The sequence below is a fragment of the Streptomyces sp. NPDC104313 genome, assembly GCF_055583985.1.
Window position 1 is genome coordinate 634,694 of sequence record NZ_JBVJMW010000003.1, and the last position, 24,714, is coordinate 659,407.

The 24,714-nt window shown below is 70.4% G+C and carries 19 protein-coding genes; 16 read left to right on the forward strand and 3 right to left on the reverse strand.

Going from position 1 to position 24,714, the window contains the following annotated elements; translation table 11 throughout:
• The first annotated feature begins 276 nt into the window (after nucleotides 1-276).
• Nucleotides 277-1,740, forward strand: coding sequence for a polysaccharide deacetylase family protein (locus tag ACZ60Q_RS10080; protein WP_469631002.1), 1,464 nt, complete (start codon nucleotides 277-279; stop codon nucleotides 1,738-1,740).
• Between the two features lie 220 nt (nucleotides 1,741-1,960).
• Here ACZ60Q_RS10080 and ACZ60Q_RS10085 read toward each other — a convergent pair whose 3' ends face one another.
• Nucleotides 1,961-2,956: an ATP-binding protein gene (locus tag ACZ60Q_RS10085; RefSeq protein ID WP_469631005.1), complete on the reverse strand. Its 996-nt coding sequence runs from the start codon at nucleotides 2,954-2,956 to the stop codon at nucleotides 1,961-1,963.
• 102 nt (nucleotides 2,957-3,058) lie between these two features.
• Between ACZ60Q_RS10085 and ACZ60Q_RS10090 the strand changes: the two genes are divergently transcribed.
• Nucleotides 3,059-3,883 (forward strand): Fic family protein, encoded by an 825-nt coding sequence (locus ACZ60Q_RS10090; protein ID WP_469631008.1) that lies wholly within the window; start codon nucleotides 3,059-3,061, stop codon nucleotides 3,881-3,883.
• A gap of 591 nt (nucleotides 3,884-4,474) precedes the next feature.
• Here ACZ60Q_RS10090 and ACZ60Q_RS10095 read toward each other — a convergent pair.
• Nucleotides 4,475-5,320, reverse strand: a complete 846-nt coding sequence (locus ACZ60Q_RS10095) for an HAD family hydrolase (protein WP_469631011.1) — start codon at nucleotides 5,318-5,320, stop codon at nucleotides 4,475-4,477.
• A 502-nt stretch (nucleotides 5,321-5,822) separates the two neighbouring features.
• Here ACZ60Q_RS10095 and ssd point away from each other — a divergent pair.
• From ssd to ACZ60Q_RS10130, 7 genes are all read left to right on the forward strand, one after another.
• On the forward strand, nucleotides 5,823-6,959 hold the full coding sequence (ssd, locus tag ACZ60Q_RS10100) for a septum site-determining protein Ssd (protein ID WP_469631014.1): 1,137 nt from the start codon (nucleotides 5,823-5,825) through the stop codon (nucleotides 6,957-6,959).
• Entirely contained in the window at nucleotides 6,956-8,104 is a 1,149-nt protein-coding gene (locus ACZ60Q_RS10105) for a TadA family conjugal transfer-associated ATPase (protein WP_469631017.1), read from the forward strand. The genes ssd and ACZ60Q_RS10105 overlap by 4 nt, the downstream gene beginning before the upstream one ends.
• On the forward strand, nucleotides 8,104-9,021 hold the full coding sequence (locus tag ACZ60Q_RS10110) for a type II secretion system F family protein (RefSeq protein ID WP_469631020.1): 918 nt from the start codon (nucleotides 8,104-8,106) through the stop codon (nucleotides 9,019-9,021). The genes ACZ60Q_RS10105 and ACZ60Q_RS10110 overlap by 1 nt, the downstream gene beginning before the upstream one ends.
• 35 nt (nucleotides 9,022-9,056) lie before the next feature.
• Complete coding sequence (locus ACZ60Q_RS10115) at nucleotides 9,057-9,860, forward strand: type II secretion system F family protein (RefSeq protein WP_469631321.1); 804 nt, start codon at nucleotides 9,057-9,059, stop codon at nucleotides 9,858-9,860.
• A gap of 130 nt (nucleotides 9,861-9,990) precedes the next feature.
• The gene (locus ACZ60Q_RS10120; protein ID WP_469631023.1) at nucleotides 9,991-10,257 is read left to right on the forward strand and encodes a DUF4244 domain-containing protein; all 267 of its coding nucleotides are present in this window, start codon (nucleotides 9,991-9,993) and stop codon (nucleotides 10,255-10,257) included.
• Complete coding sequence (locus ACZ60Q_RS10125) at nucleotides 10,244-10,717, forward strand: TadE family type IV pilus minor pilin (RefSeq protein ID WP_469631026.1); 474 nt, start codon at nucleotides 10,244-10,246, stop codon at nucleotides 10,715-10,717. The genes ACZ60Q_RS10120 and ACZ60Q_RS10125 overlap by 14 nt, the downstream gene beginning before the upstream one ends.
• A gap of 250 nt (nucleotides 10,718-10,967) precedes the next feature.
• Complete coding sequence (locus ACZ60Q_RS10130; protein WP_469631324.1) at nucleotides 10,968-11,423, forward strand: Rv3654c family TadE-like protein; 456 nt, start codon at nucleotides 10,968-10,970, stop codon at nucleotides 11,421-11,423.
• Nucleotides 11,424-11,471: 48 nt separating this feature from the next.
• Here the strand turns inward: ACZ60Q_RS10130 and ACZ60Q_RS10135 are convergent, their stop codons facing one another.
• Entirely contained in the window at nucleotides 11,472-13,988 is a 2,517-nt protein-coding gene (locus ACZ60Q_RS10135) for a DEAD/DEAH box helicase (RefSeq protein ID WP_469631031.1), read from the reverse strand.
• A 79-nt stretch (nucleotides 13,989-14,067) separates the two neighbouring features.
• Here ACZ60Q_RS10135 and ACZ60Q_RS10140 point away from each other — a divergent pair, with 79 nt between their 5' ends.
• The 7 genes from ACZ60Q_RS10140 to topA all read left to right on the forward strand — a co-directional run bounded on the left by ACZ60Q_RS10140 (nucleotide 14,068) and on the right by topA (nucleotide 24,429).
• Nucleotides 14,068-14,421 (forward strand): STAS domain-containing protein, encoded by a 354-nt coding sequence (locus ACZ60Q_RS10140; protein ID WP_003967428.1) that lies wholly within the window; start codon nucleotides 14,068-14,070, stop codon nucleotides 14,419-14,421.
• A 200-nt stretch (nucleotides 14,422-14,621) separates the two neighbouring features.
• The gene (locus ACZ60Q_RS10145) at nucleotides 14,622-15,092 is read left to right on the forward strand and encodes an ATP-binding protein (protein WP_469631034.1); all 471 of its coding nucleotides are present in this window, start codon (nucleotides 14,622-14,624) and stop codon (nucleotides 15,090-15,092) included.
• 437 nt (nucleotides 15,093-15,529) lie between these two features.
• Nucleotides 15,530-17,959, forward strand: a complete 2,430-nt coding sequence (locus ACZ60Q_RS10150; RefSeq protein WP_469631037.1) for a sodium-translocating pyrophosphatase — start codon at nucleotides 15,530-15,532, stop codon at nucleotides 17,957-17,959.
• A gap of 397 nt (nucleotides 17,960-18,356) precedes the next feature.
• Nucleotides 18,357-19,043 (forward strand): small secreted protein, encoded by a 687-nt coding sequence (locus tag ACZ60Q_RS10155; RefSeq protein ID WP_469631040.1) that lies wholly within the window; start codon nucleotides 18,357-18,359, stop codon nucleotides 19,041-19,043.
• A gap of 78 nt (nucleotides 19,044-19,121) precedes the next feature.
• Nucleotides 19,122-20,648 (forward strand): DUF7059 domain-containing protein, encoded by a 1,527-nt coding sequence (locus ACZ60Q_RS10160; RefSeq protein ID WP_469631043.1) that lies wholly within the window; start codon nucleotides 19,122-19,124, stop codon nucleotides 20,646-20,648.
• Between the two features lie 407 nt (nucleotides 20,649-21,055).
• A complete protein-coding gene (locus ACZ60Q_RS10165; protein ID WP_469631045.1) occupies nucleotides 21,056-21,253 on the forward strand; it encodes a hypothetical protein in 198 nt (65 codons plus the stop codon).
• 281 nt (nucleotides 21,254-21,534) lie between these two features.
• Nucleotides 21,535-24,429 carry a type I DNA topoisomerase gene (topA, locus tag ACZ60Q_RS10170; protein WP_469631048.1) on the forward strand — a complete coding sequence of 965 codons (2,895 nt, stop codon included), beginning with the start codon at nucleotides 21,535-21,537 and terminating at the stop codon, nucleotides 24,427-24,429.
• The last annotated feature ends 285 nt before the right edge of the window (nucleotides 24,430-24,714 follow it).

Sequence of the window (24,714 nt, forward strand, 5' to 3'; positions counted from 1 at the left end):
TCCGCGGTCGAGGGGCGCCGTACGACGCGTGGCGCACGGCAGTTCCGCCCCCGTCAGGTGCGTCGAGGTGCGATACGGAACGAGGTCACCTGGTTGCACGGGCCGAGGGCTCGCCCGGTTCAGGTCGGAGGCGTTCGGGCTAGTTGATAACCCTTATCAGTGAATAGTCAGCTTTTCATTCGGTATGTCGCCCTTGCTATGCGGAACCGCGTGCGAATTTGGCCGCGCCGTGTCGGCACTTCAACGCAAATAACCTGCAAGGAAGAGGGTGGGCGGATGATGGCCGCCACGAAGAGGATCGCCTTGGGCGTCATGTCCACGGCCTTGGTCGCCGTTCTCGCGGGCTGTTCCGGGGCCGGGCCCGGAGGGTCCGCGTCAGGGGGCGCCGGAGCCGACGCGGAGAAGGGTGCCCACGGGGCCAAGGAGAACCCCCCGGCCGTCGCCCCGAAGAGCGCGGTCAAGCTCATCGGGGACGGGTCCACGGCCTTCACCGGGGTCCAGCCGAAGATGCCGGCCGTCGAACGTCTGGCACCCGGCGAGAAGCCTCCCCAGTTCGTGGTGTTCTCCTGGGACGGAGCTGGAGAGGACAGTCAGAAGCTCTTCTCGCACTTCCGTGGCGTGGCCGAAAAGTACAAGGCCGACATGACGTACTTCCTCAGTGGCGTGTACCTGCTGCCGGAGGACAAGAAGGACCTCTACAACCCGCCCCAGCACGCACCGGGCCGTTCTGACATCGGCTTCAACGACACCGAGGGCATCCGCGACACCCTTGACGAGGTGCGTGCCGCGTGGCTGGAAGGCAACGAGATCGGCACCCACTTCAACGGCCACTTCTGTGGCGAGGACGGCGGCGTCGGGACCTGGTCCGTCGATGAGTGGAAGAGCGAGATCAGCCAGGCGAAAGCTTTCGTCAAGGGTTGGAAGACCAACACTCCGGAGCTGAAGGGCGAGGCCCCGCTCCCCTTCGACTACGACAAGGAACTGGTCGGGGCCCGTACCCCCTGCCTCGAAGGCCAGAAGAACATGGTCGCCGCTGCTCGGAACATGGGCTTCCGCTACGACTCCAGCGGTGTCGGCAACCAGGTCTGGCCCAAGAAGAAGGACGGGGTCTGGGATATTCCGCTCCAACTGGTTCCGATGCCGGGCCGTGCCTTCGAGACCCTCTCGATGGACTACAACTTCATGGTCAACCAGTCCGGCACGGCCACCCAGGGAGACCCCTCCCAGCACGAGTACTGGGGCGATCAGATGCGGGACGGTCTGCTTCAGGCCTTCGACCGCTCGTACACCGGCAACCGGGCGCCCCTGATCATCGGCAATCACTTCGAGTCCTGGAACGGCGGCACCTACATGCGCGCCATCGAGGAGACCATCGCGCAGGTGTGCACCAAGGAGGGCGTGCGCTGCGTGTCCTTCCGCCAGCTCGCCGACTGGCTGGACGCACAGGACCCGAAGGCGCTGGCCAAGCTCACCACGCTCGGCGTTGGCGAGGAGCCGAAGACGGGCTGGTCGTCCTACCTGGGCAACCAGCCGGCTGCCGCGCAGCCCGCGGACAAGGGCAAGGGCAAGACAGAGGACAAGGCCGAGGGCAAGGGCGGGGCCGAAAGCAAGGAAAGGGCCCCGGATCAGGCTCCGGGCCAAGCCCCGGCCGAGGGCGCTGGAGAGGCTCCGGATCGGGCTCCGGAGAAGGTGTCGGGACAGGGTGAGGCAGGTTCGGCTCCCGCAGGAGCGACTGGCTGAGACACCGAGGAGGCAGCCGGCCGAACATCGGCCGGCCGCGCGCACGGCATCATTCGCCGGCCACCTTTCGGTGGCCGGCGAATGCGTGTGGAGGGGGTGGACGGAGGGGACGGAGGGCGCGGGATGGCAGGACGTGGGGCGGCGACGGTGATGCCCACGTGGCGTGGGTGCCGCCCCGCCCTCGCCCCGCGGGGCGAGGGCGGTGGCCCCACGCGACCCGTCAGGCGGGTGCGGTCATGCCCGCTCCTGCGTGCCGTTCGTCGAGCACGAAGGCGGGGTCGACCTGGGCGGCCAGGTCGGCACCGGTCTTCTCGTTGCCCCAGCTCTGGGCGTTCTTCAGGTGGAAGTGCACCATCTGGCGCGTGTAGCGCTCCCAGTCGCGCAACCCGTGCGAGTCCTCGGCGGTGTCCTGCAGCGTCTGCAGGGCCATCCGGTTGTCGGCCTCCAGCAGCTCGAACCTGGACGGCCGCCCCTTCTCCATCGACCGTACCCAGTCGGAGTGGCCGATCCCGATCAGCAGGTCGTCGCCGACCTCCGCGCGCAGGAACTCCAGGTCGTCCGGGCCCTGCACCTTGTTGCCGACGACCTTCAGGGCGACGCCGAAGTCGCGTGCGTACTCCTTGTACTGGCGGTACACCGACACGCCTTTGCGGGTCGGCTCCGCAACCAGGAACGTCATGTCGAAGCGGGTGAACATACCCGAGGCGAATGAGTCCGAGCCCGCCGTCATGTCGACCACGACGTACTCATCGGGGCCGTCTACCAGGTGGTTGAGGCAGAGCTCCACGGCTCCGACCTTGGAGTGGTAGCAGGCCACTCCGAGATCCGACTCCGTGAAGGGCCCTGTCGCCATCAGCCGGACGTCCCCGTCGTCGAGCCGCACCGTGCGCGCACAGGCCGCGAAGATCGGGTTGTCCTCGCAGACCCGCAGCAGCCGGGAGCCCTCGCCGGGTGGAGTCGTCTTGATCATCGTCTCGGCGGAAGCGATACGGGGGTTGGTGCCCCGCAGATAGTCCTTGATGAGGGGGAGGTGTGCACCCATGGCGGGCAGCGCGGCGGCCTCTGTCTCGTCCAGACCGAGAGCGGCCCCCAGGTGCTGGTTGATATCGGCGTCCACGGCGATGACGTGGGCTTCGTTGGCGGCGAGGTGGCGGATGAAGAGCGAGGACAGCGTGGTCTTTCCGCTGCCGCCCTTCCCGACGAAAGCGATCTTCATGTTCACCTAGGGTAGTCGCTCCATTGCGTTGCGCTGCCACTGTTCGTGAAGAAGGCCACTTGGGGGTGGTGTGGGTGCGGTGGGCGCGTAGCCTCGCTACTTATGAGTACGACTGCCTCGGACCCGCTTGCCGCGCTCGGTTCCCTGCCCGGAGTTCCCGATGCCGTGGATTCCGTGCGCAAGGCCGTCGACCGGGTCTACGGTCATCGCGTCATGCGGCGCCGCAGCAATGAGGTCACAGCTGAAGCCGCTCTGCGGGGTTCTCGTGGTTCGGCCGCGCTGGCCGGTGCCGACTGGAACCTCGAGGAGGTGCGTCGGCGTGCCGACTTCAGTGGCGAGGATGAGGCGCGCATGGTCGGCGCCGCGTTGCGGCTTACCGCGGAAGCTGGGCAACTCCTTTCCATCTGGAGGCAGTCGCCGCTGCGGGTGCTGGCTCGGTTGCATCTGGTGGCGGCCGGCGGGGTGACTTCCGACGACGCGGTGGGGCGTCCTCGGCTGGCGGGCGAATCCGTGGACGAGCCGTTGATCGAGGCGCCGATTCCCGGGGCCGAGGAGGTCGCCGGACGGCTCGAAGGGCTCTCGCGGCTGATCATCGCGGGCGGCAGCGCCCCCGCGCTGGTCATGGCCGCTGTGGTGCATGGTGAGCTACTGGCGCTGCGCCCGTTCGGCTCGCACAACGGTTTGGTGGCCCGGACGGCTGAGCGCATTGTGCTGATCGGCAGTGGACTTGACCCGAAGTCGATCTGTCCGGCTGAGGTGGGGCACGCGGAGCAGGGCCGGGCGGCTTATGTCGCGGCGTTCGAGGGCTATACGGCCGGAACTCCGGAGGGCGTGGCCGCCTGGATCACCCACTGCGGGCGCTCCGTCGAGCTGGGTGTGCGCGAGTCGACCGCAGTGTGCGAGGCACTTCAGCGAGGCGCCGCCTGAGGGGCCTGTCGCAGCCGGGGTGCCCGGTGACACCACGGGGTCGACGCGGCCAAGGGCCCGACACTGTCCAGGGCCCGACACGACCTCAGGGGGTGGATGCGGCCTCATTCGACGCGTCTCGGGGTGGAAGCGGCTCCAAGGCCCGATACGGCGGGCTCAGAGGGCGCGGACGGCACGGAGGAGGGCGACTCCAGGGCGGACGAAGGGTGATGGCCCGGGGTAAGGGTTGCGGCGGCACCGATGTGCGGTGCCGCCGCTGGCACGTCCGCCCAGTTACCAAGCGTCCTCTTGTGTTGCCCATCAGGTCGGGTACTTTGCCCGTCACCTGGTGCGGCTGGCCCGTAATCGACGGGTCGACGTCGCGTGGGTGCTCGGCTTTCGTGCTCGGTCCGTGGGGCCGTCCTGCGTTACAGGTCATCCTCGCGGATGTCCTTGGTCTCGCGGGCCGTTACATCCTTTGTACTCCAGGACCCGGGGAAGGGATAGCCCTGGCTCCGCTTCTTTACTTTTAGGTTCAATCAAGGGCGAATCGGGCGAGGCGCCACTCCGGTGGAGCGCTGCCCGCTTCACCTCGCTGCGCCTCGTCCCATCTCACCCGGACAGGGTCGCGCCGGCGGTACGCCGACGGCTGGCGTACCAGACCAGCCCGGCGGTGACGGCCGCCGCGCCGACCGCGGCCGCCGCCATGAGGGCGGGGCGGGGCGGCATGGAGAAGGTGGGCAGTCGCTGCTTGAGTCGGACCGGGCGGTTGAAGACGAGAATCGGCCACTCGCGAAGGGTCGCTTCGCGGCGCAGCGCGCGGTCCGGGTTGACCGCGTGCGGGTGGCCGACCGACTCCAGCATCGGTACATCGGTCGCGGAGTCGCTGTAGGCGTAGCAGCGCGAAAGGTCGTACCCCTCCGAGGCCGCTAGCGCCTTCACTGCCTCGGCCTTGGTCGGTCCGTAGGCGTAGTACTCGACCTCGCCCGTGAAGCACCCGTCGTCGCCGACGACCATACGCGTGGCGACGACGCGGTCGGCGCCGAGCAATTCGCCGATGGGCTCGACGACTTCGGCGCCCGAGGTGGAAACGATGACCACGTCGCGCCCCGCCGTGTGGTGTTCTTCGATGAGGGTGGCGGCCTCGTCGTAGATGATCGGGTCGATCAGGTCGTGGAGGGTCTCAGCGACGATCTCCTTGACCTGCTGGACGTTCCACCCCTTGCAGAGAGCGGAGAGGTATTCACGCATCCGCTCCATCTGGTCGTGATCTGCGCCCCCGGCCAGGAACACAAACTGTGCGTACGCAGTGCGCAGTACAGCGCGGCGGTTGATCAGTCCGCCTTGGTAGAAGGACTTGCTGAAGGTCAGCGTCGAAGACTTCGCAATGACCGTCTTGTCCAGGTCAAAGAAGGCTGCTGTGCGCGGCGAGAAGCAGTTTTCCACAACGCTGAGCATAGGGGCCCACCATTCGGCGTAAACCCCGGCGCGTGGGTTTGCCTGAGAAGGCCCTCGGGTACACCATGGAAGTCACGGATCGTTCGCGACCGTGCTAACCCGGTCCGGCTCCTCCCCCCCCCCGAGTCGGCCGTGGGGACGACCCCCGCTCTCCCCCCCGGCGGGGGTCGTCGCATGTCCGGACGCGTTTTAGGGGTGGGTATCACCTGAGCCTCCCGTCCGGCCGTCATCGGCCTGATTGTGCGAGTCGGGTGTCGTGCCACCCGACTCGTCACAGTGTGTAGCCAGAAGGCTGCGCTCCGGAAGTCGCTGGTTCGGGTTACGAAGTTATTCACAGCCTCGAAGTTGTCCACAGTTTTTCATCAAGATCCACATGATTTTCCGCGGTGCTGCACGTTGATTCCACCCGCGAAGTCCGCGGGTGCCGGAATCGCGCATCTCGGAAACGCTCCGAGAACACCGCGAACCGCACTGTAGGGGCAGTGAGAAGGGGGCGGAGATCGTGGCTGGATCCATCGCAGGAGAAGGAGCGGCGGTCGCCGAGGCGCGGCGCGGAGGCCCGCTGATCGTGACGGAAGACGTGGAGCTGCTCGACGACCTGCTGCGGCTGTGTGCGGCGGCCGGAGCCGAGCCGGAAGTTCATCACGGGCCGCCCGGACGTCGGGGTGGTTGGGAGCGGGCTCCGATGGTGCTGGTGGGAGATGACGCCGCCGCGCGTTGCCGCGGCACCGGCCGCAGGAAGGGGGTGATGCTGGTGGGCCGGGACCAGGACGACCCGGACGTGTGGCGGCGGGCGGTGGAGATCGGGGCCGAATATGTACTGCGGCTGCCCGATTCCGAGGCCTGGCTCGTCGATCAGATCGCCAACGCCGCCGAAGGCGTGGGGCGGCCCGCTCTCACCGTCGGTGTGATGGGCGGCCGGGGCGGCTCCGGCGCATCCACGCTGGCCTGTGCCCTTGCCGTGAGCGCGGCGAGGTCCGGTAGGCGGACGATGCTGATCGACGCCGACCCGTTGGGGGGCGGGATCGACGTCCTGCTCGGCGGCGAACGCGCCGAAGGTATGCGGTGGCCGGATTTCGCGCAGTCGAAGGGCCGTCTCGGGGGCGGAGCTCTTGAGGACTCGCTGCCCGCGCTCCACGGGCTGCGGGTGCTGAGCTGTGGTCGGGACGACGAGGTGGTGATCCCGCCGCAGGCGATGCGTGCGGTGCTGGCCGCCGCGCGGCGACTCGGCGGCGTGGTGGTCGTGGACCTGCCACGCCGGGTCGACGAGTCAGTTGCCGAAGCATTGGCCCAACTCGATCTCGGACTGCTCGTGGTGCCGGGTGAACTGCGCGCGGTAGCAGCGGCCAGGCGCGTCGCGACCATGGCCGGAATGGTGTTGGACGACCTGCGGGTGGTGCCCCGGGGACCGTATGCGTCAGGGTTGGACGGGCGATGGGTCGCCCGGGCCATGGGCCTCCCGCTCGTCGGTGAACTCCCTCTGGAATCCGGCCTTCTGGTCTCCCAGGACGATGGAACCCCGCCCGGAGGCAGCGCCAAGGGCCCGCTGGCCCGGTTCTGTTCGGCCTTCTGGGAGCACGCGGCGGCGGCCGGTGACGCAAGCGCCGTGACCGGCCCGTCCGGGGGAGGGGCGGCATGACGGACGAACTGCTGGACGCCGTACGCCAGCGGCTGGCACGCAGCGGTGCGGCTCCCACCCCGGCCGGAGTGGCCGCCGCTCTACGGGCCCAGGGGCGGTTGCTGGGGGATGCCGAGGTGCTCGGGGCCGCGGCAGAGCTGCGCGGCGAACTCGTCGGCACGGGAGTGCTGGAGCCATTGCTCGCGGATCCGGAGGTGACCGATGTGCTGGTCTCCGCACCGGACCGAGTGTGGGTGGACCGGGGCGGGGGGCTCCAGCTGACGGGCGTCACTTTCCCGGACGCGGCGGCGGTGCGGAGGCTGGCCCAGCGTCTCGCCGCGGTGGCCGGAAGGAGGCTGGATGACGCACGGCCATGGGTGGACGCACGACTGCCTGACGGCACACGGATGCACGCCGTGCTGCCCCCGGTGTCCGTCGGCTCGACCTGCCTTTCCCTGCGTGTGGTGCGGCCACGGGCCTTCTCGCTGGCGGAGTTGGTGGACGCGGGCACGGTGCCGCCGGGCGGAGACCGGATTCTGCGGGCCCTTGTGGAAGCGCGGATCTCCTATGTGATCAGCGGCGGCACCGGGGCGGGCAAGACAACGCTCCTCGCCAGTCTGCTGGGGGCGGTCGGGGCGAACGAGCGGATCGTGCTCGCCGAGGACTCCGCCGAGCTGCGGCCGGATCATCCGCATGTGGTCCGCCTGGAGTCCCGTCCGGCCAATCAGGAGGGTGCGGGCCGGGTGACGTTGCGGGATCTCGTGCGACAGGCACTGCGCATGCGGCCCGACCGGTTGGTGGTCGGAGAGGTGAGAGGTGCTGAGGTCACTCAGTTGTTGGCCGCCTTGAACACCGGGCACGAAGGCGGGTGTGGCACCGTCCACGCCAACGCCGCCGAGCATGTTCCCGCCCGGCTGGAGGCTCTGGGCACCGCGGCCGGTCTCGACCGGGTGGCCCTGCACAGCCAGCTGGCGGCCGCGCTCTCGGTGGTCGTGCATCTCGTGCGGGACCGCGCGGGGCAACGGCGAGTCGCCGAGGTGCACGTCCTGGAGAGGGATCCGGCGGGTCTGGTCCTCACGGTTCCGGCCCTGAGCTGGGGCATCGGCGGATTTGTTCCGGAGCGGGGCTGGGAACGGCTGCGGTCGCTGATCGGGGGTGCGCTGTGATGGGGGCAACCTCCGTGTACGCCGCCCATGCGGTGGCTCTCTGCGCGGGTTCAGCGGTGTGGCTCGCGATGGTGCGGGACCCGGGCGTTCGGCGGGCGCGGGTGCTGTTCGTGGACGTTCCCACCGAGTCGTGTCGGACATGGAGTCGGCGGCCACGCCTGCTCAGGGCCCTTGGGCGCGTGACGGAGTCCGTCCGGGGGCGTCGGGAGTGGGGGTGCGTCCCGGTCGCCCTGCTGCTTGCGGTGCTGGGGGGTTCGGTGCTGCCGCTCGTCGCGGGGGCCGTGGCGGTCCCGTTGGTGCGCCGGTGGCTGCGGAGGCGGGCCGGAGCGCGGGAGGCGGAGCGGGCCACGACCGCGGTGGCGGCGTTGTGCGGAGCCGTGGTCGGGGAGCTGCGGGCCGGCCGCGAGCCGGGACAGGCGTTGCTGGTCGCGCTGCGCGAAGGTCCGGCGGCGGACAGCCCCTCGGCTGCGCCCGCTTCAGGCGGCCGGCTGGGGGAGGCGGAGGCCGCGGTGCTGGCGGCGGCGCGGTTCGGCGGTGATGTGCCGGCGGCGCTGCGGCAGGCGGCGGAGGGCCCGGGACTGGGGGGCCTGTCCGGGATGGCCGCGTGCTGGCGGGTGGCCGTGGACGGCGGGGCCGGGCTGGCGACCGGGCTTGAGCGCCTGGAGTCCGCGCTGCGGGAGGACCGGCGCAGACGGGAGGAGCTACGCGCTCAACTGGCGGGAGCCTGGTCGACGGTCGTGGTTCTGGCGCTGCTCCCGCTCGCTGGTCTGGGGCTGGGAGCGGCACTCGGAGCCGAACCCTTGCGCGTACTGCTGCACACCCCGGGCGGCTTGGCCTGCCTGGCGGTGGGGGTGTTCCTGGAGGCGGCCGGGCTGTATTGGGCCTGCCGGATCGTGCGCGGAGGGGAGGCGGCGTGAACGTGGCGGACGGAGAAGTTCTCCACAGCCTGGGGATGTCGGCGGCGGTGCTGGGAGTGGCGGCGCACCTGGCAGCCGTGATTGCCGCCAGGTTTGGGAAGCGAGCGGTTCGCCGACGGGGCGCACTGTTGCTGGGGACGGCCATTGCGGCACGGTCCGGCAGGTGGAGCCGGTTGGTCGCGCCGTTCCTGGCGGGCGGTGGTTCGGGTCTCCCCGAGACCGCTCGGCGTTGGGCGGCTCCGGCCGGAGCCTGGTCGGCCGGATGGGTTCTGGTCGGCGGTGTGATGGGCTGCGCGGTCGGTTCGGTCGCTGCGTACGGGACGTGGCGGTGGCAGCTGTCCCGCCCCCGTCCTCATCCCGGCGACAACCCTTCGGAGAGGGCCGCGATCGTCGGGCAGCTTCCGCTGGCCGCGGATCTGCTGGCGGCCTGTATCGCGGTCGGGGCAGGCCCCCGGGAGGCGGCTGCGGAGGTGGGCGAATCCATCGGCGGCCCCGTCGGCGATCGGCTCGCCCGAACCGCCGCCGAGATCCGTCTCGGCGGCGAACCGGCCGAGGCGTGGGGTCGGTTCGGGGAGATACCGGGCGCCGGCCCGCTGGCCCGCTGTCTGCATCGGGCCGGCTCGACGGGGGCCCCGGCCGCGGAGCCGGTTGCCAGGCTGGCCGAGTCGATGCGCGCCGAGCGAGCCGCCTCGGCGGTGGCGCGGGCGCAACGGGCCGGGGTGCTGATCACCGCGCCGGTCGGCCTGTGCTTCCTCCCCGCCTTCCTGGCGGTCGGGGTGGCGCCGGTGATCATCGGCCTGGCCGGCGACCTGCTCGCGACCGGCCGGCCTGGCCGGTGAGGCTGTGCGGGCCGGTGAGCCTGCCCGGCTTTCGCGGCGTGCGGTGACCTGGCGGTCACTCATTCTCGCTGTCGCTCGCGGGTGTTCCGATCGGGCACCCGCTCCTCATCGATGCTCATCGGGGGATGAAATGGAAACGAAGTTCTGGGACCGGGCCGTCGACGTTCTGCGTGGAGGCCGGTTGTCCGCAGGTGTGCCGGACCGGATGGTGAAGTGGTCCGCACGGTGGGCGGGACGGCTCGGCCGGTCCGACCGAGGGATGACCACGTCGGAGTACGCGGTGGGAACCATCGCCGCGTGCGCTTTCGCGGCGGTGCTCTACAAGGTGGTGAACAGCGGGCCGGTGCTGTCGGCGCTGCAGTCGCTGGTCGAGGACGCGCTCGATGCGAAGTTCTGAGGCCGCGGCGGGGGCCTGCCCGTGGAAGGGGCCTGTGGCGTCGGACCGCAGCCTTTCTCGGGGACGGCACCGGGGGTCGCACGGGCGCCCGGCCCCGAGCGGCTACGGGTGCGGTGACCGGGGCGCGGTGACTGCGGAGGCAGCCGTGGCGATCCCGGTGCTGGTGACCTTCGCCATGGCGTTGCTGTGGGCGTTGATGGCGGCCTCGGACCAGATCCTGTGCGTGGACGCGGCGCGGGCGGGGGCGCGGGCGGCGGCCCGTTCTGAGCCGGAGGCGGCGGTGCTGGAAGCCGCGCGTGACGCGGCGCCCCACGGCGCCCGGGTCGAGATGGGCCGGGCAGGAGACCTGTGGCGCGTCCGGGTGGAGGCCCCGACCCCGGGACCGGGAGTGCTGGCCTTGACGCTGAGCGCCGAGGCGGCTGCCCTGGCGGAGGACACGGTCGGGGGTGCCGGGCCATGAGGACGAGGGAAACCTGGGGCCGGAGACTGGACGGGGTTGTCGTCGGTGCAGGTTTCGGCGTTGGGTCGGGGCGGGGGAGAAGCGCGAGGGCGAGGCCCAGGGCAGAGGTAGGCGAGGCCGAGAGCAGAGGTATGGGCAGGGGTATGGGGCGTGGCGCGGATCGGGGGTGGGTCGGCGAATGGATCGACGAATGAACTGGATCGCACCCCGGGTCGCAATCCTGCGTGCGGGGCTCGGCGCGGATCGAGGTATGGCGACCGTGTGGGTGGCTGTCACTGCGGCCGGTCTCTGCACCGTGTTCGCTGTGGTGCTCGCACTGGGCCAGGCCGTAGCCGCCCGTCACCGGGCAGGTGGGGCAGCGGATCTGGCGGCCCTCGCGGCTGCGGACCGGGCGCTGGAAGGGGCGGTGGTCGCGTGTGAGACGGCCCGGCGGGTAGCCCTGGCACAGGGGGCCGTGCTCGTTCGCTGCGAGGTGCACGGGGAGATCGCCGATGTGACCGCCCGCTCGGCGTTCGGGCCCTACCTGCCCGTCGTCAGGTCCCGGGCAGGGCCTCCGACCGGCCCTAGGCAGGGCCTCCGGGCGATCGTCGGGCCGGACCCTCCGGGCGATCGCGGACCGGACCACTGGGTGAGCCCCCGGCCGCTCGTCCGGCCGGTCCCTCGGCCCTCCCCGCTCCTGACAGAGCGTCCTGACAGAGATTCCTGAAAGTGTCGTCGCCGACGGCCGGCTGTCGAAGGTGTTGTTCCTGGCGCCTCAACCCTTCAGCGTGGCCGGACCGTCGGGTGTAGTCGGTCCGCCGGGCGCGGCCGGTTCGCTCGGTTCCGGGGGTGCGGACTTGAGGAGTTCGGTGAGCAGGCGTACGGCTCCGCGTTTGTGCAGGGGCTCGTTGCCGTTGCCGCACTTGGGGGACTGGATGCAGGAGGGGCAGCCCGCCTCGCACTCGCAGGACACGATGGCCGCCAGTGTCGCTGTCAGCCATGTACGGGCGGTGTGGAAGGCCCGCTCGGCGAACCCTGCTCCGCCTGGGTGGCCGTCGTACACGAAGACCGTCGGCAGCAGGGTGTCCGGGTGCAGCGGTACGGACACGCCGCCGATGTCCCAGCGGTCGCAGGTGGCGAAGAGCGGCAGCAGGCCGATCGACGCGTGTTCGGCGGCGTGAAGTGCGCCGCCGAGGATCTCCGGGTTGACGCGGGCCGCGTCCAGCTGGTCCTCGGTGACCGTCCACCACACGGCGCGGGTGCGCAGAGTGCGGGGCGGCAGGTCGAGCTTCGTCTCGCCCAGGACTTCCCCGGTGATCAGCTTCCGGCGGAGGAACGAGACGACCTGGTTGGTGACCTCGACGGAGCCGTAACAAAGCCGCCCCTGGCCCCAGGGGATCTCGATGTCGGTCTCCAGGACGGTGATGGCCGTGGTGTCACGGGCGACCGTCGAGTACGGCGGGTCGGCCTGCTCGACCAAGGCCACGGAGTCCTCCAGATCCAGCTTCCGGACCAGGTGGGTGCGGCCTTGGTGGAGGTGGACGGCCCCCTCGTGGACGGCCGTGTGGGCGGCGGCCGCGTCGACGGTGCCCAGCAGGCGGCCGGTGCCCTCCTCGACGATCTGGACGGGGCGGCCGCCCCCGCCCCGGATGTCGGCCAGGTCGGCGGCCCGCTCGCGTCGGGTCCAGTGCCAGCCCGATGCCCGCCGGCGCAGCAGTTTCGCGGCCTCCAACTGGGGCAGCAGCTCGGGCACGGCGGGCCCGAAGAGCGCGATGTCGGACTCGGTGAGGGGCAGTTCGGCGGCTGCGGCGCACAGATGGGGGGCCAGGACGTAGGGGTTGTCCGGGTCCAGCACCGTCGACTCGACGGGCTGCTGGAACAGGGCCTCGGGGTGATGCACCAGGTAGGTGTCCAGCGGGTCGTCCCGTGCCACGAGTACGGCCAGGGCGCCTTGGCCCGAGCGGCCGGCGCGGCCCGCCTGCTGCCAGAGGGAGGCCCGCGTGCCCGGGTAGCCGGAGATGACGACCGCGCCGAGGCCGGAGACGTCGATTCCCAGTTCGAGGGCGGTGGTGGCCGCCAGACCGAGCAGCTCGCCGGAGTGCAGCGCCCGCTCCAGGGCCCGGCGCTCCTCGGGGAGGTAACCCCCGCGGTAGGCGGCGACCCGCTTCGGCAGCGAGCGGTCGACCTCCGCAAGACGTTCCTTGGCGATCAACGAGATCAGTTCCGCGCCGCGCCGGGAGCGTACGAAGGCGACCGAGCGGACGCCCTGGAGGGTCAGATCGGTGAGCAGGTCGGCGGTCTCGGCCGTCGCGGTACGGCGAACGGGTGCGCCCTTCTCGCCGTGCAGGTCGGTCAGCGGCGGCTCCCAGAGGGCGAAGACCAGCTCGCCGCGCGGGGAGGCGTCGTCGGACACCTCCCGGACCCGCAGGCCTGTCAGACGCCCTGCTGCGACCGCGGGATCGGCCGCCGTGGCGGAGGCGAGCAGGAAGACCGGATCGGCCCCGTAGCGGGCGCACAGACGGCGTAGGCGGCGCAGGACCTGGGCGACATGGGAGCCGAAGACACCCCGGTAGGTGTGGCACTCGTCGATCACGACGAACCGCAGGGCGCGCAGGAAGGACGCCCAGCGGGGGTGGGACGGCAGGATCCCGCGGTGCAGCATGTCGGGGTTGGTCAGGACGTAGTTCGCGTACTGCCGCACCCATTCGCGTTCCTCGACGGGGGTGTCGCCGTCGTAGACCGCGGGCCTGACGGCGTTGCCGAGCGGGGCCGCGAGCGTCTTCACCGAGCGCCGTTGGTCGGCTGCCAGGGCCTTGGTGGGGGCAAGGTACAGGGCGGTGGCCCCGCGGCCGTTGGGGGCCTCTGAGCCGTCCAGGAGGGTGCTGAGGACCGGCGCGAGGTATGCGAGGGACTTCCCGGAGGCCGTGCCGGTGGCGATCACGACCGATTCGCCGTCCAGCGCGTGCTCCGCCGCGGCAGCCTGATGCGCCCACGGATGGGCGATCCCGGCTTTTTCGATCGCCGAGATCACTTCTGGTCGGATGCGATCCGGCCAGATGGCATGGGTTCCCGATCGCGGGGGCAAGTGCTCCGTATGAGTGATGCGCGCGGCCCGGCCCGCCCCTGCGGCGAGCCGGTCGAGGATCATGGCGGGAGAGGGGCGCGAGGCCCCACTCTCGGGTGGTCGTCCGGGACGGTGATTCTTGGCCATCGGCACCGAGTGTGTCACTGGCGTGACGGACAATGGTCCCAAGGCGTCGTGCATGGCTGCTGGTAAGTGATTGAATGCCATCGCGGCTGGCGATCCGTCCCCTGGCCTCCGTCGGGGAGACCGAGGGGCGACCGCTCGATAGCAAGGTGCTGGAGGATCCGTGGACCTGTCCCTGTCGACTCGCAATGTGTCCGGCCCTGGTGGCGACCGTACGGTCGTCGAGGTCGGTGGCGAGATTGATGTGTATACCGCGCCCAAGCTGCGCGAGCAGTTGGTCGAGTTGGTGAATGACGGCAGCTACCACTTGGTTGTCGACATGGAAGGCGTCGACTTCCTCGACTCCACCGGCCTCGGCGTGCTCGTGGGCGGCTTGAAGCGTGTCCGGGCCCATGAGGGCTCGTTGCGCCTGGTCTGCAACCAGGAGCGCATTCTCAAGATCTTCCGGATCACAGGTCTGACCAAGGTGTTCCCGATTCACACCACGGTCGACGAGGCTGTCGCCGCCACCGACTGAGGTCGGAGCGGACCGGCCCCCCGGGTCGGTCGGCAGGCAGTGAACAGGCCGGCAGCGGCAGTGTGTGGGCCGCGATGGGCAGGCGGTCGACCCTCGGGTCGGCTGTCGGCTTTGTCGGCTTCCGGAGGAGGAGAGCAGGGGTGCCGGGTGACATGCCCGGGGCCTCTGAGGCGTACGCCCGAACGTTCGAGGGGGATGTCATGGCCACCGTTGAACTCCGCTTCAGCGCCCAGCCTGAACATGTCAGGACGGCCCGCCTGGTGGCGGCCGCCGTGGCGCGCAGGGCCGGCGTCGACGAGGCGGTGCTCGACGAGGTCAGGCTCGCCGTCGGAGAGGCGTGCAGCCGCGCGGTCGGGCTGCACCGCAGTCACGGCATCACCGAGCCGGTCAGCGTTGCGTTGACCGAGGAGGAGAAGGCGTTCTCCATCGAGGTCGGGGACAGCGTTCCCGGCCCCGGCGGGGATGCCGCCGTGTCCGGGGCGCGTAACGGCTCCGGCACTTCCGGAGCAGGACCGGACCGGCCCGATCCCGAGATGGACGGTGATAGCGAGGACGAGATGGGCCTCGCGGTCATCAGCGGTCTTGTCGACGACGTGGAGGTTCGATCCGGTGCGGGCGGCGGAGTGATCCGTATGAGCTGGCCGACGGCCGACGCCACGGTACGCCCCTGAGGGCTTGTACCCGCACCTGTGTCCGTACCCGCACCTGTGCCCGTGCTCGCGTGGCCTGTGCCCGCGCCCCGAGCCTCTGTCTGTTTCCGTGCTTCTGCCCCTGATTCCAGGTGCTGAGCACTGTGCCCGAGGTGCCGAGGTGCCGAGGTGTTGAGTGCTTGGGTCCGCCCTCCCGTCCCGCCCCGGGTGTTGAGAACCGTGGGCGTTGAGCCGCGCGGGTGATGTTTCGTTTTCTCAGGCCCAGCTGAGCAGGGCCTTCTTTCTTGATTATCTTCGCGTAATGCGTCTGCCCCATTACTGCATTCGAGCAGAATCTCTCCGCTGATCTTTCGGCGTTGGGGGGAGTGCGGTCAATTCTCCTCCCGCCCACTGTTTTGATCAGGTTCCGCTCCCTACAATCCGTCCACGACTTGAGCGCTGAGCGTCAAGGAGGACGTATGGCGGAGTTCTTCACCACCCCAATGGCAGCACTGACGCAAGAATCCGCACTTTCCGACCGACCCGTCTCCCTCGCGGCGGCGGTACTCACCGACGGCAACCGGCTGATCGTCATCGTGGTGGCGGTCGTGGCCGTCGCCGCGCTGATCGTCGCCCAGCTGCTCGTACGCCAAGTCCTGGCGGCCGGCGAGGGCACCGAACGCATGAAGGAGATCGCCGCGGCGGTCCAGGAGGGCGCGAACGCCTATCTGGCCCGGCAGTTGCGCACAGTCGGAGTTTTCTCCGTCGTCGTGTTCTTCCTGCTTTTCCTGCTGCCGGCCGACAACTGGTCGCAGCGCGCGGGGCGTTCCCTCTTCTTCCTGGTGGGCGCGCTTTTCTCGGCGTCGACTGGTTACATCGGCATGCGGCTCGCCGTACGGGCAAATGTGCGGGTGGCAGCAGCGGCGCGTGAGGCGACTCCGGCGGAAGGCGAACCGGAAAAGGATCTCACCGCTGTCTCGCACAAAGCGATGAAGATCGCTTTCCGTACCGGTGGTGTGGTCGGAATGATCACGGTGGGACTCGGTCTGCTCGGGGCCTCCTGCGTCGTGCTCGTCTATGCCGCCGACGCGCCCAAGGTGCTGGAGGGGTTCGGTCTCGGCGCGGCGCTGATCGCCATGTTCATGAGGGTCGGCGGCGGGATCTTCACCAAGGCGGCGGATGTGGGCGCCGACCTGGTGGGCAAAGTGGAGCAGGGCATCCCGGAGGACGATCCGCGGAACGCCGCCACCATCGCCGACAACGTGGGCGACAACGTCGGCGACTGCGCGGGCATGGCCGCCGACCTCTTCGAGTCGTACGCCGTGACGCTCGTTGCCGCGCTCATCCTCGGTACGGCAGCGTTCGGCGACTCCGGTCTCGCCTTCCCCTTGATGGTCCCGGCGATCGGCGTCGTCACCGCGATGATCGGGATCTTCGCGGTGGCCCCGCGCCGTGCCGACCGCGGCGGGATGACCGCGATCAACCGCGGCTTCTTCATCTCCGCGGTGGTCTCGCTCGCCCTGGTGGCCGTCGCCGCCTTCGCCTATCTGCCCTCCTCGTACGCCGAGCTGGCCGGGGTCACCGACCAGGCGATCGCCGGGCACAGTGGCGATCCGCGGATCTTCGCCTTGGTCGCGGTTGCCATCGGCATCGTCCTGGCCGCGCTCATTCAGCAGCTCACCGGCTACTTCACCGAGACCAATCGCCGCCCGGTCCGGGACATCGGGAAGTCCTCGCTCACCGGCCCGGCCACCGTGGTGCTGGCGGGCATCTCCATCGGCCTGGAATCGGCCGTGTACACCGCGCTGCTGATCAGCCTGGGCGTCTACGGGGCGTTCCTGCTGGGCGGTACGTCGATCATGCTGGCGCTTTTCGCGGTCGCGCTCGCCGGGACGGGGCTCCTCACCACGGTGGGCGTCATCGTGGCCATGGACACCTTCGGGCCGGTCTCGGACAACGCCCAGGGCATCGCCGAGATGTCCGGGGACGTCACGGGGGCCGGCGCCCAGGTGCTCACCGACCTGGACGCGGTCGGCAACACGACCAAGGCCATCACCAAGGGCATCGCCATCGCCACCGCCGTCCTGGCGGCGGCGGCGCTCTTCGGGTCCTACCGCGACGCCATCGCCACGGCGGTGGACGAGGTCGGGGCCGGGGCGGGAGAGCTGGGGCTCAGCCTGGACATCTCGCAGCCCAACAACCTCGTCGGTCTGATCCTGGGCGCCGCGGTCGTCTTTCTGTTTTCCGGGCTGGCCATCAGCGCGGTGTCCCGGTCCGCCGGAGCCGTGGTCTACGAGGTCAGGCGGCAGTTCCGCGAGCATCCCGGGATCATGGACTACTCGGAGAAGCCCGAGTACGGGCGCGTCGTCGACATCTGCACCCGCGATGCCCTGCGCGAACTGGCCACGCCGGGACTGCTCGCGGTCCTGGCGCCGATCGCGGTCGGCTTCACGCTCGGTGTCGGCGCGCTCGGCTCGTACCTCGCCGGCGCGATCGCCACGGGCACGCTGATGGCGGTGTTCCTCGCCAACTCCGGCGGCGCCTGGGACAACGCCAAGAAGCTCGTCGAGGACGGCCACCACGGTGGCAAGGGCAGCGAGGCCCATGCCGCGACCGTCATCGGCGACACGGTCGGAGACCCGTTCAAGGACACGGCGGGTCCGGCGATCAACCCGCTGCTCAAGGTGATGAACCTGGTCGCCCTGCTCATCGCCCCGGCGATCGTGCAGTTCAGTTACGGAGCGGACGCGAATCCCTGGGTGCGGGCGATGGTGGCCGTCGTCGCCATCGGGATCATCGTCGTCGCGGTCTACGTATCCAAGCGGCGGGGCATCGCCGTGGGCGACGACGATGCCGCGGGGGGCGGCGGCCCCCCGGTTCCCGCGCCGGATCCCGCGGCGGCCCCGTGAGCCGCACGTAGCGAGGTGTGCCGGGCGCCCGGATCGGTGTGACGTGTGGTCAAGGGTCGGGCGGACGGTGCGTGCTGACGTGCCGTCCGCCTTTGTCCCCTCCGCCTCCGCCCGCCTCTGCCTTCTTCCGTCCTCCCGCGCCCTCCTCCCGCCCGCCTTCCGCCCGCGCCCTCCGCCCTCGTCCGGTGTCGTCCGCGTCGGTGGGTGCCGATGAGACAGAGACAGCCTTTCGGATGAGTGGCCGATCGTGCGTCCGATTCTCTGCGCGAGTGGCATCTCCCTCATTTCCCTTGGTGCAAATGGCTTCAAAAGCATGCACACCGGATGACCGGCACCCGGCTGTCGTCCCCTCGGCGTGTAAGTTCCGGGGCCGAGAGCCTTGGAAGGGACCAATCCGGTGAACAAGAAGCTTGCAGCCGCACTGTCCGGCGGTGCGGTACTGGTACTGACGCTGTCGGGCTGCAGCGACGACAGCGACAACAAGGTCGACGACTGGGCCAAGAAGGTCTGTGACCAGGTTCAGCCGCAACTGCAGAAGATCGCCGACGCCAACGCGTCCATCCAGCAGCAGACCGCGGACAACAGCAAGCCCGCCGACGTCCAGAAGACCGACTCTGCCGCCTTCCAGCAGATCTCCCAGGCGTACAAGTCACTGGGCACCGCCGTGGACTCGGCCGGTCCGCCGCCGGTCGACGACGGTGAGACCACGCAGAAGGAGGCGGTGAAGGAGCTCAACGCCTCCTCCAAGGCGTACGCCGACCTCAAGACCGAGGTCGACGCGCTCGACACCAAGGACCAGGCGAAGTTCGCCGACGGACTGAAGGGCATCGCCGACGAGCTGAACAAGATCAGCACCAGCGGTGACCAGGCTCTGAAGAAGCTCCAGTCCGGCGAGGTCGGCGTCGCGATGTCGAAGCAGAAGGGCTGCCAGAAGCCGACTGCCTCGACCGGTCCCTCCGGCTCCGGGGCGGCCGGCTCCGACGCGCCCCCGGAGGGCACGGCCCCCGACAAGAAGGAATCTACGGAGAAGGAATCCGCGGACACGAACGCCGCGGACAAGGCCTCCGAGGAGAAGAAGGACTGAGCGCCGTTCTCCCGGCCCGGACACCCGGTAGGTGTCCGGGCCGCTGCCGTTGTCGGTGGGAGCGGACACAATGGGTGGGTGAGTAAGAGCAGCCTTCCCGCACCCGACCATGCCGCCGCCCTCCGTGAGGCCCTGCTCGCCGCGGACTTCACCGCGGACGGGCTCCTCGACCGCCTCGGCGCGCCCGCCTATGCCGCCCTCGCCCGTAGCGAGACGGTGCCCGCCCTGCGGGCCACCCGGGGTGACACCCCGCTCGACACGCTGGTGCGGCTGTTCCTTCTGCAGCGTCCTGTCGCCGAGGAGCAGGCGCGTGACGCCCTGCCGCTCGCCGAGTGCGTCGCGGACGGCTGGGTGAGCCTCGCCGACGGGACGGTCCGTGCGGGCGTCGACGTACGGCCGTACGGGGGGCCGGACGGCGAGGACTGGTTCATCGTGTCCGACCTCGGGTGCGCGGTCGGTGGTGCGGGCGGGATCGGCTCGCGCGAGGAGGGCGTCGTCCTCGGGGTCGGCGGGGCCTCCACCACCCTCGCCGGGATCACCGTCCGGGCGCCGGTCGTCTCGGCACTCGACCTCGGTACGGGCTCCGGCATCCAGGCACTGCACGCTGCCCAGCACGCGACCCGGGTCACCGCCACCGACCTCAACCCTCGTGCCCTGGAGTTCACCCGGCTCACCCTCGCCCTGTCCGGCGCCGCCCCCGCCGACCTGCGCGAGGGCTCCCTCTTCGAGCCGGTGGGCTCCGAGACGTTCGACCTGATTGTCTCCAACCCGCCCTTCGTCATCTCGCCCGGTGCCCGCCTCACCTACCGGGACGGTGGCATGGGCGGCGACGACCTGTGCCGCATGCTGGTGCAGCAGTCCGGCGACCGTCTGAACGAGGGGGGTTACGCCCAGTTCCTCGCCAACTGGCAGCACGTGGAGGGCGAGAAGTGGCAGGACCGGCTGCGCTCCTGGGTGCCGTTCGGCTGTGACGCCTGGATCGTCCAGCGAGAGGTCCAGGACGTCACGCAGTATGCCGAGTTGTGGCTGCGGGACAGTGGCGACCACCGCAGCGACCCCGCCGAGTACACCGAGCGGTACGAGGCGTGGCTCGACGAGTTCGAGGCACGGGGCGCAACGGCCGTCGGGTTCGGCTGGATCACCCTGCGTAAATCCGCGGCGGCAGCGGCCGGGAACCCCTCGATCCTCGTCGAGGAATGGCCGCACGCGGTGCGGCAACCGCTCGGACAGGCCGTCCAGGAGCACTTCGCCCGCCAGGACTACCTCCGCGACCAGGACGACGCGGCGCTGCTCGCCGGGCACTTCACCCTCGCCGCCGAGGTCGTGCAGGAGCAGGTCGGACTGCCGGGCGCGGAGGACCCCGAGCACGTGGTGCTGCGTCAGCACCGCGGAATGATGCGGGCGACCAAGGTCGACGCGGTGGCCGCCGGGTTCGCGGGTGTCTGCGACGGCTCGCTGCCCGCCGGGCGGATCCTGGACGCCATCGCACAGTTGATGGCGGAAGACCCGGTGCTCCTGCGCGACCGCACCCCGCAGGCGATCCGGCTGCTGGTCGAGGAGGGCTTCCTGGAGCCGGCGCCCGGCGTCGTACCGCGGGTCCAGTAGGCCGCGAACCACCGGGGGTCCAGGAGGCCGTGGGGTGCGTGGAGGGTGTGGAGGTGCGGGCGACCGGCGACCTGGAGGCGTGTCCGTACGACAGTGGCTGCGACTGTCTTCCGGTACGGGGCCAAGGACGCTCCCGGGTCGGGCGGTGTCGTCCTTGTCACCAGTGCGTTCCCGCTCGGCGCGCTCTCCGGCGCGCCCGGACCGCGCATTCCGGTCGTGTGCGGCCCCTGTGCGCGCCGTACGCGGCCGATGGGGTTCCGCTGGTCGGCGGGGGAGTGCTGTTCACCCTGGGTTGGCGTGGGCGATGCCCCGGGGTGACAACCTCCCCGTGCCGGACCTCGGAGGTCCGGCTCCGGGACCGGCCGGCCCGCCCCGGGTGGTTCGCCACGACGGTCTAGGGGTACGACATGGAGAGCGTCTCAGCAGTCTTCGCCGGTACGGCCCTGGCGCTGTTCGGCGCCGCCCTCCTGATCTGGACAGGGGCGCGAGCCCTGCACCGCGCGCCGGTGGCGCACGATGTGAGCCCCGTCGCCTCCACCGCACTCACGACGCTCTTCGGCGTAGTTTCTCTCGGCCTCGGCGTGTGGTGCTTCACGCTCGTCTGATTCCCGTCCCCGGCAGGGCGGCGCCCGGGCCGACAGGTTGGGCGGCGGACACCGCGACCACCGCCCAAAAGACACTGGCCAAGCCTCCGCGGGGCGCGGACCCGGCGGTCCGGGCGGCAGGAATGGCGGAAGTCGGGTTACCGTTCGAGTGGCCGTTGCGGGCTTTTGCCGTTTGACACGGGGGCGGGTTGTACCGTCACACTCCGCAGCGACAGCACCGCGGGCAGCGTCATGACGCTGCCCGGATGCCCATCGAGTGTCGACCGGAGAGAAGAGCGAAGTTGTCCCCGACCAGCGAGACCGCACAGGGCGGCCGCCGACTCGTCATCGTCGAGTCGCCTGCCAAGGCGAAGACGATCAAGGGCTATCTCGGCCCCGGATACGTCGTCGAGGCGAGCGTCGGGCACATCCGCGACCTCCCGAACGGCGCGGCCGAGGTCCCGGACGAGTACACCGGCGAGGTCCGCCGCCTCGGAGTGGACGTCGAACACGACTTCCAGCCCATCTATGTCGTCAACGCCGACAAGAAGGCCCAGGTCAGAAAGCTCAAGCAGCTGCTGGCCGAGTCCGACGAACTCTTCCTCGCCACCGATGAGGACCGCGAGGGCGAAGCCATCGCGTGGCACCTCCAGGAAGTGCTCAGGCCCAAGGTCCCGGTCCACCGGATGGTCTTCCACGAGATCACCAAGGACGCGATCCGGGCCGCCGTCGCCAACCCGCGCGAGCTCAACCAGCGCATGGTCGACGCCCAGGAGACCCGCCGTATCCTCGACCGCCTCTACGGCTACGAGGTCTCGCCGGTCCTGTGGAAGAAGGTCATGCCGAAGCTCTCGGCGGGCCGCGTGCAGTCCGTCGCCACCCGGCTCGTCGTCGAGCGGGAGCGCGAGCGCATCGCCTTCCGCTCCGCCGAGTACTGGGACCTGACCGGAAAGTTCGCCACCGGCCGCACCGGTGACGCCTCCGACCCCTCGACCCTCACCGCCCGCCTCAGCGCGGTCGACGGCCGCCGGATCGCCCAGGGCCGCGACTTCGGCCCCGACGGGCAGCTGAAGGCCGGCTCCGCCCAGACCCTGCACCTGGACGAGACGAACGCCCGCGCCCTGGCCGCCGCGCTCGCCGACTCCTCCTTCGCGGTCCGGTCCGTCGAGTCGAAGCCGTACCGCCGCTCCCCGTACGCCCCCTTCCGGACCACGACCCTCCAGCAGGAGGCGAGCCGCAAGCTGGGCTTCGGGGCGAAGGCGACCATGCAGGTGGCGCAGAAGCTGTACGAGAACGGCTTCATCACCTACATGCGTACGGACTCCACGACCCTCTCCGGCACCGCGATCTCCGCGGCCCGTGCCCAGGTCACGCAGCTGTACGGGGCGAACTACCTCCCCGACAAGCCGCGTACGTACGCCGGGAAGGTCAAGAACGCGCAGGAAGCGCACGAGGCGATCCGCCCCTCCGGCGACCGCTTCCGCACCCCCGCCGAGACCGGCCTCACCGGCGACCAGTTCCGGCTGTACGAGCTGATCTGGAAGCGGACCGTCGCCTCCCAGATGAAGGACGCCGTCGGCAACTCCGTCACCGTCAAGATCGGCGGCCGGGCGAGCGACGGCCGGGACGCCGAGTTCTCCGCCTCCGGCAAGACGATCACCTTCCACGGCTTCATGAAGGCGTACGTCGAGGGCGCCGACGACCCGAACGCCGAGCTGGACGACCGCGAGCGCCGGCTGCCGCAGGTGACCGAGGGCGACGCGCTGTCCGCCGAGGAGGTCACGGTCGACGGGCACGCCACCAAGCCCCCGGCTCGCTACACCGAGGCCTCGCTGGTCAAGGAGCTCGAAGAGCGCGAGATCGGCCGTCCGTCGACGTACGCATCGATCATCGGGACCATTCTCGACCGCGGCTACGTCTTCAAGAAGGGCACGGCGCTCGTCCCGTCCTTCCTGTCCTTCGCCGTGGTCAACCTGCTGGAGAAGCACTTCGGCCGACTCGTCGACTACGACTTCACCGCCCGCATGGAGGACGACCTCGACCGCATCTCGCGGGGCGAGGCCCAGTCCGTGCCGTGGCTCAAGCGCTTCTACTTCGGCGCCCAGCCCGGTGAGGACACCGCCGTGGCCGGCGCGGCCTCCGACGCGGGCAACGGCGACGGCGACCATCTCGGCGGCCTGAAGGCACTGGTCACCGACCTCGGCGCGATCGACGCCCGGGAGATCTCCTCCTTCCCGGTCGGCAACGACATCAAGCTCCGCGTCGGCCGCTACGGCCCGTACATCGAGCGGGGTGAGAAGGACGCCGAGGGCCACCAGCGGGCCGACGTCCCCGAGGACCTGGCACCCGACGAGCTGACCGTGGAGCTCGCGGAGGAACTGCTGGCGAAGCCCAGCGGCGACTTCGAGCTGGGCGCCGACCCGGTCAGCGGCAACCAGATCATCGCCAAGGACGGCCGCTACGGCCCGTACGTCACCGAGGTACTGCCCGAGGGGACGCCGAAGACCGGCAAGAACGCGGTGAAGCCGCGGACCGCCTCCCTCTTCAAGTCCATGTCCCTGGACACGGTCACCCTCGCCGACGCCCTCAAGCTGATGTCGCTGCCGCGCGTCGTCGGCGAGGACGCCGAGGGCGTCGAGATCACCGCGCAGAACGGCCGCTACGGCCCGTATCTGAAGAAGGGCACCGACTCCCGGTCGCTGACCTCCGAGGACCAGCTCTTCGACATCACCCTCGAAGAGGCCCTCGCGATCTACGCCCAGCCCAAGCAGCGTGGGCGGGCCGCGGCCAAGCCGCCGCTGAAGGAGCTGGGCACCGACCCGGTCAGCGGCGCGCCGGTCGTGGTGAAGGACGGCCGCTTCGGCGCGTACGTCACCGACGGCGAGACCAACGCGACGCTGCGGACCGACGACAGCGTCGAGGACATCACGCCGGAGCGCGGCTACGAGCTGCTCGCCGAGAAGCGCGCCAAGGGGCCCGCCAAGAAGAAGACGGCCAAGAAGGCCCCGGCGAAGAAGGCGACGGCCAAGAAGACGGCCGCGAAGAAGACGACGGCCACCAAGACCACGGCCGCCAAGAAGACCGCGGCGAAGACGACGACGGCCAAGAAGGCGACGACCGCCAAGACGGCCGCCAAGAAGACGGCGACGGCGAAGAAGACGGCTTCGGCCGCCTCCTCCGCCCTGTCGGACGACTGACCCCGGCATCGCGCGGATCGCACCCCGCCGCCCGGTACCTCGATCCCCGTGATCCAGGTACCGGGCGGCGCTGCGTAAGCGTGCTGGGCGGTGGCACGGAAGCGTGCGCGGGCGGTGGCACGGAAGCGTGGCGGGCAGGGTGGCGCGTACGCGTGTCGGGCGGCGGCACATAGGCGTGCGCGGCGGTGGTGCGCAAGGGGGTCTCGCGCACCATGGCCGGAAGCTGTCTGCGTCCGTATGTTCGGACGGGCCGACGGTCACCGCACCGCTGCCGATAGGCTGGGC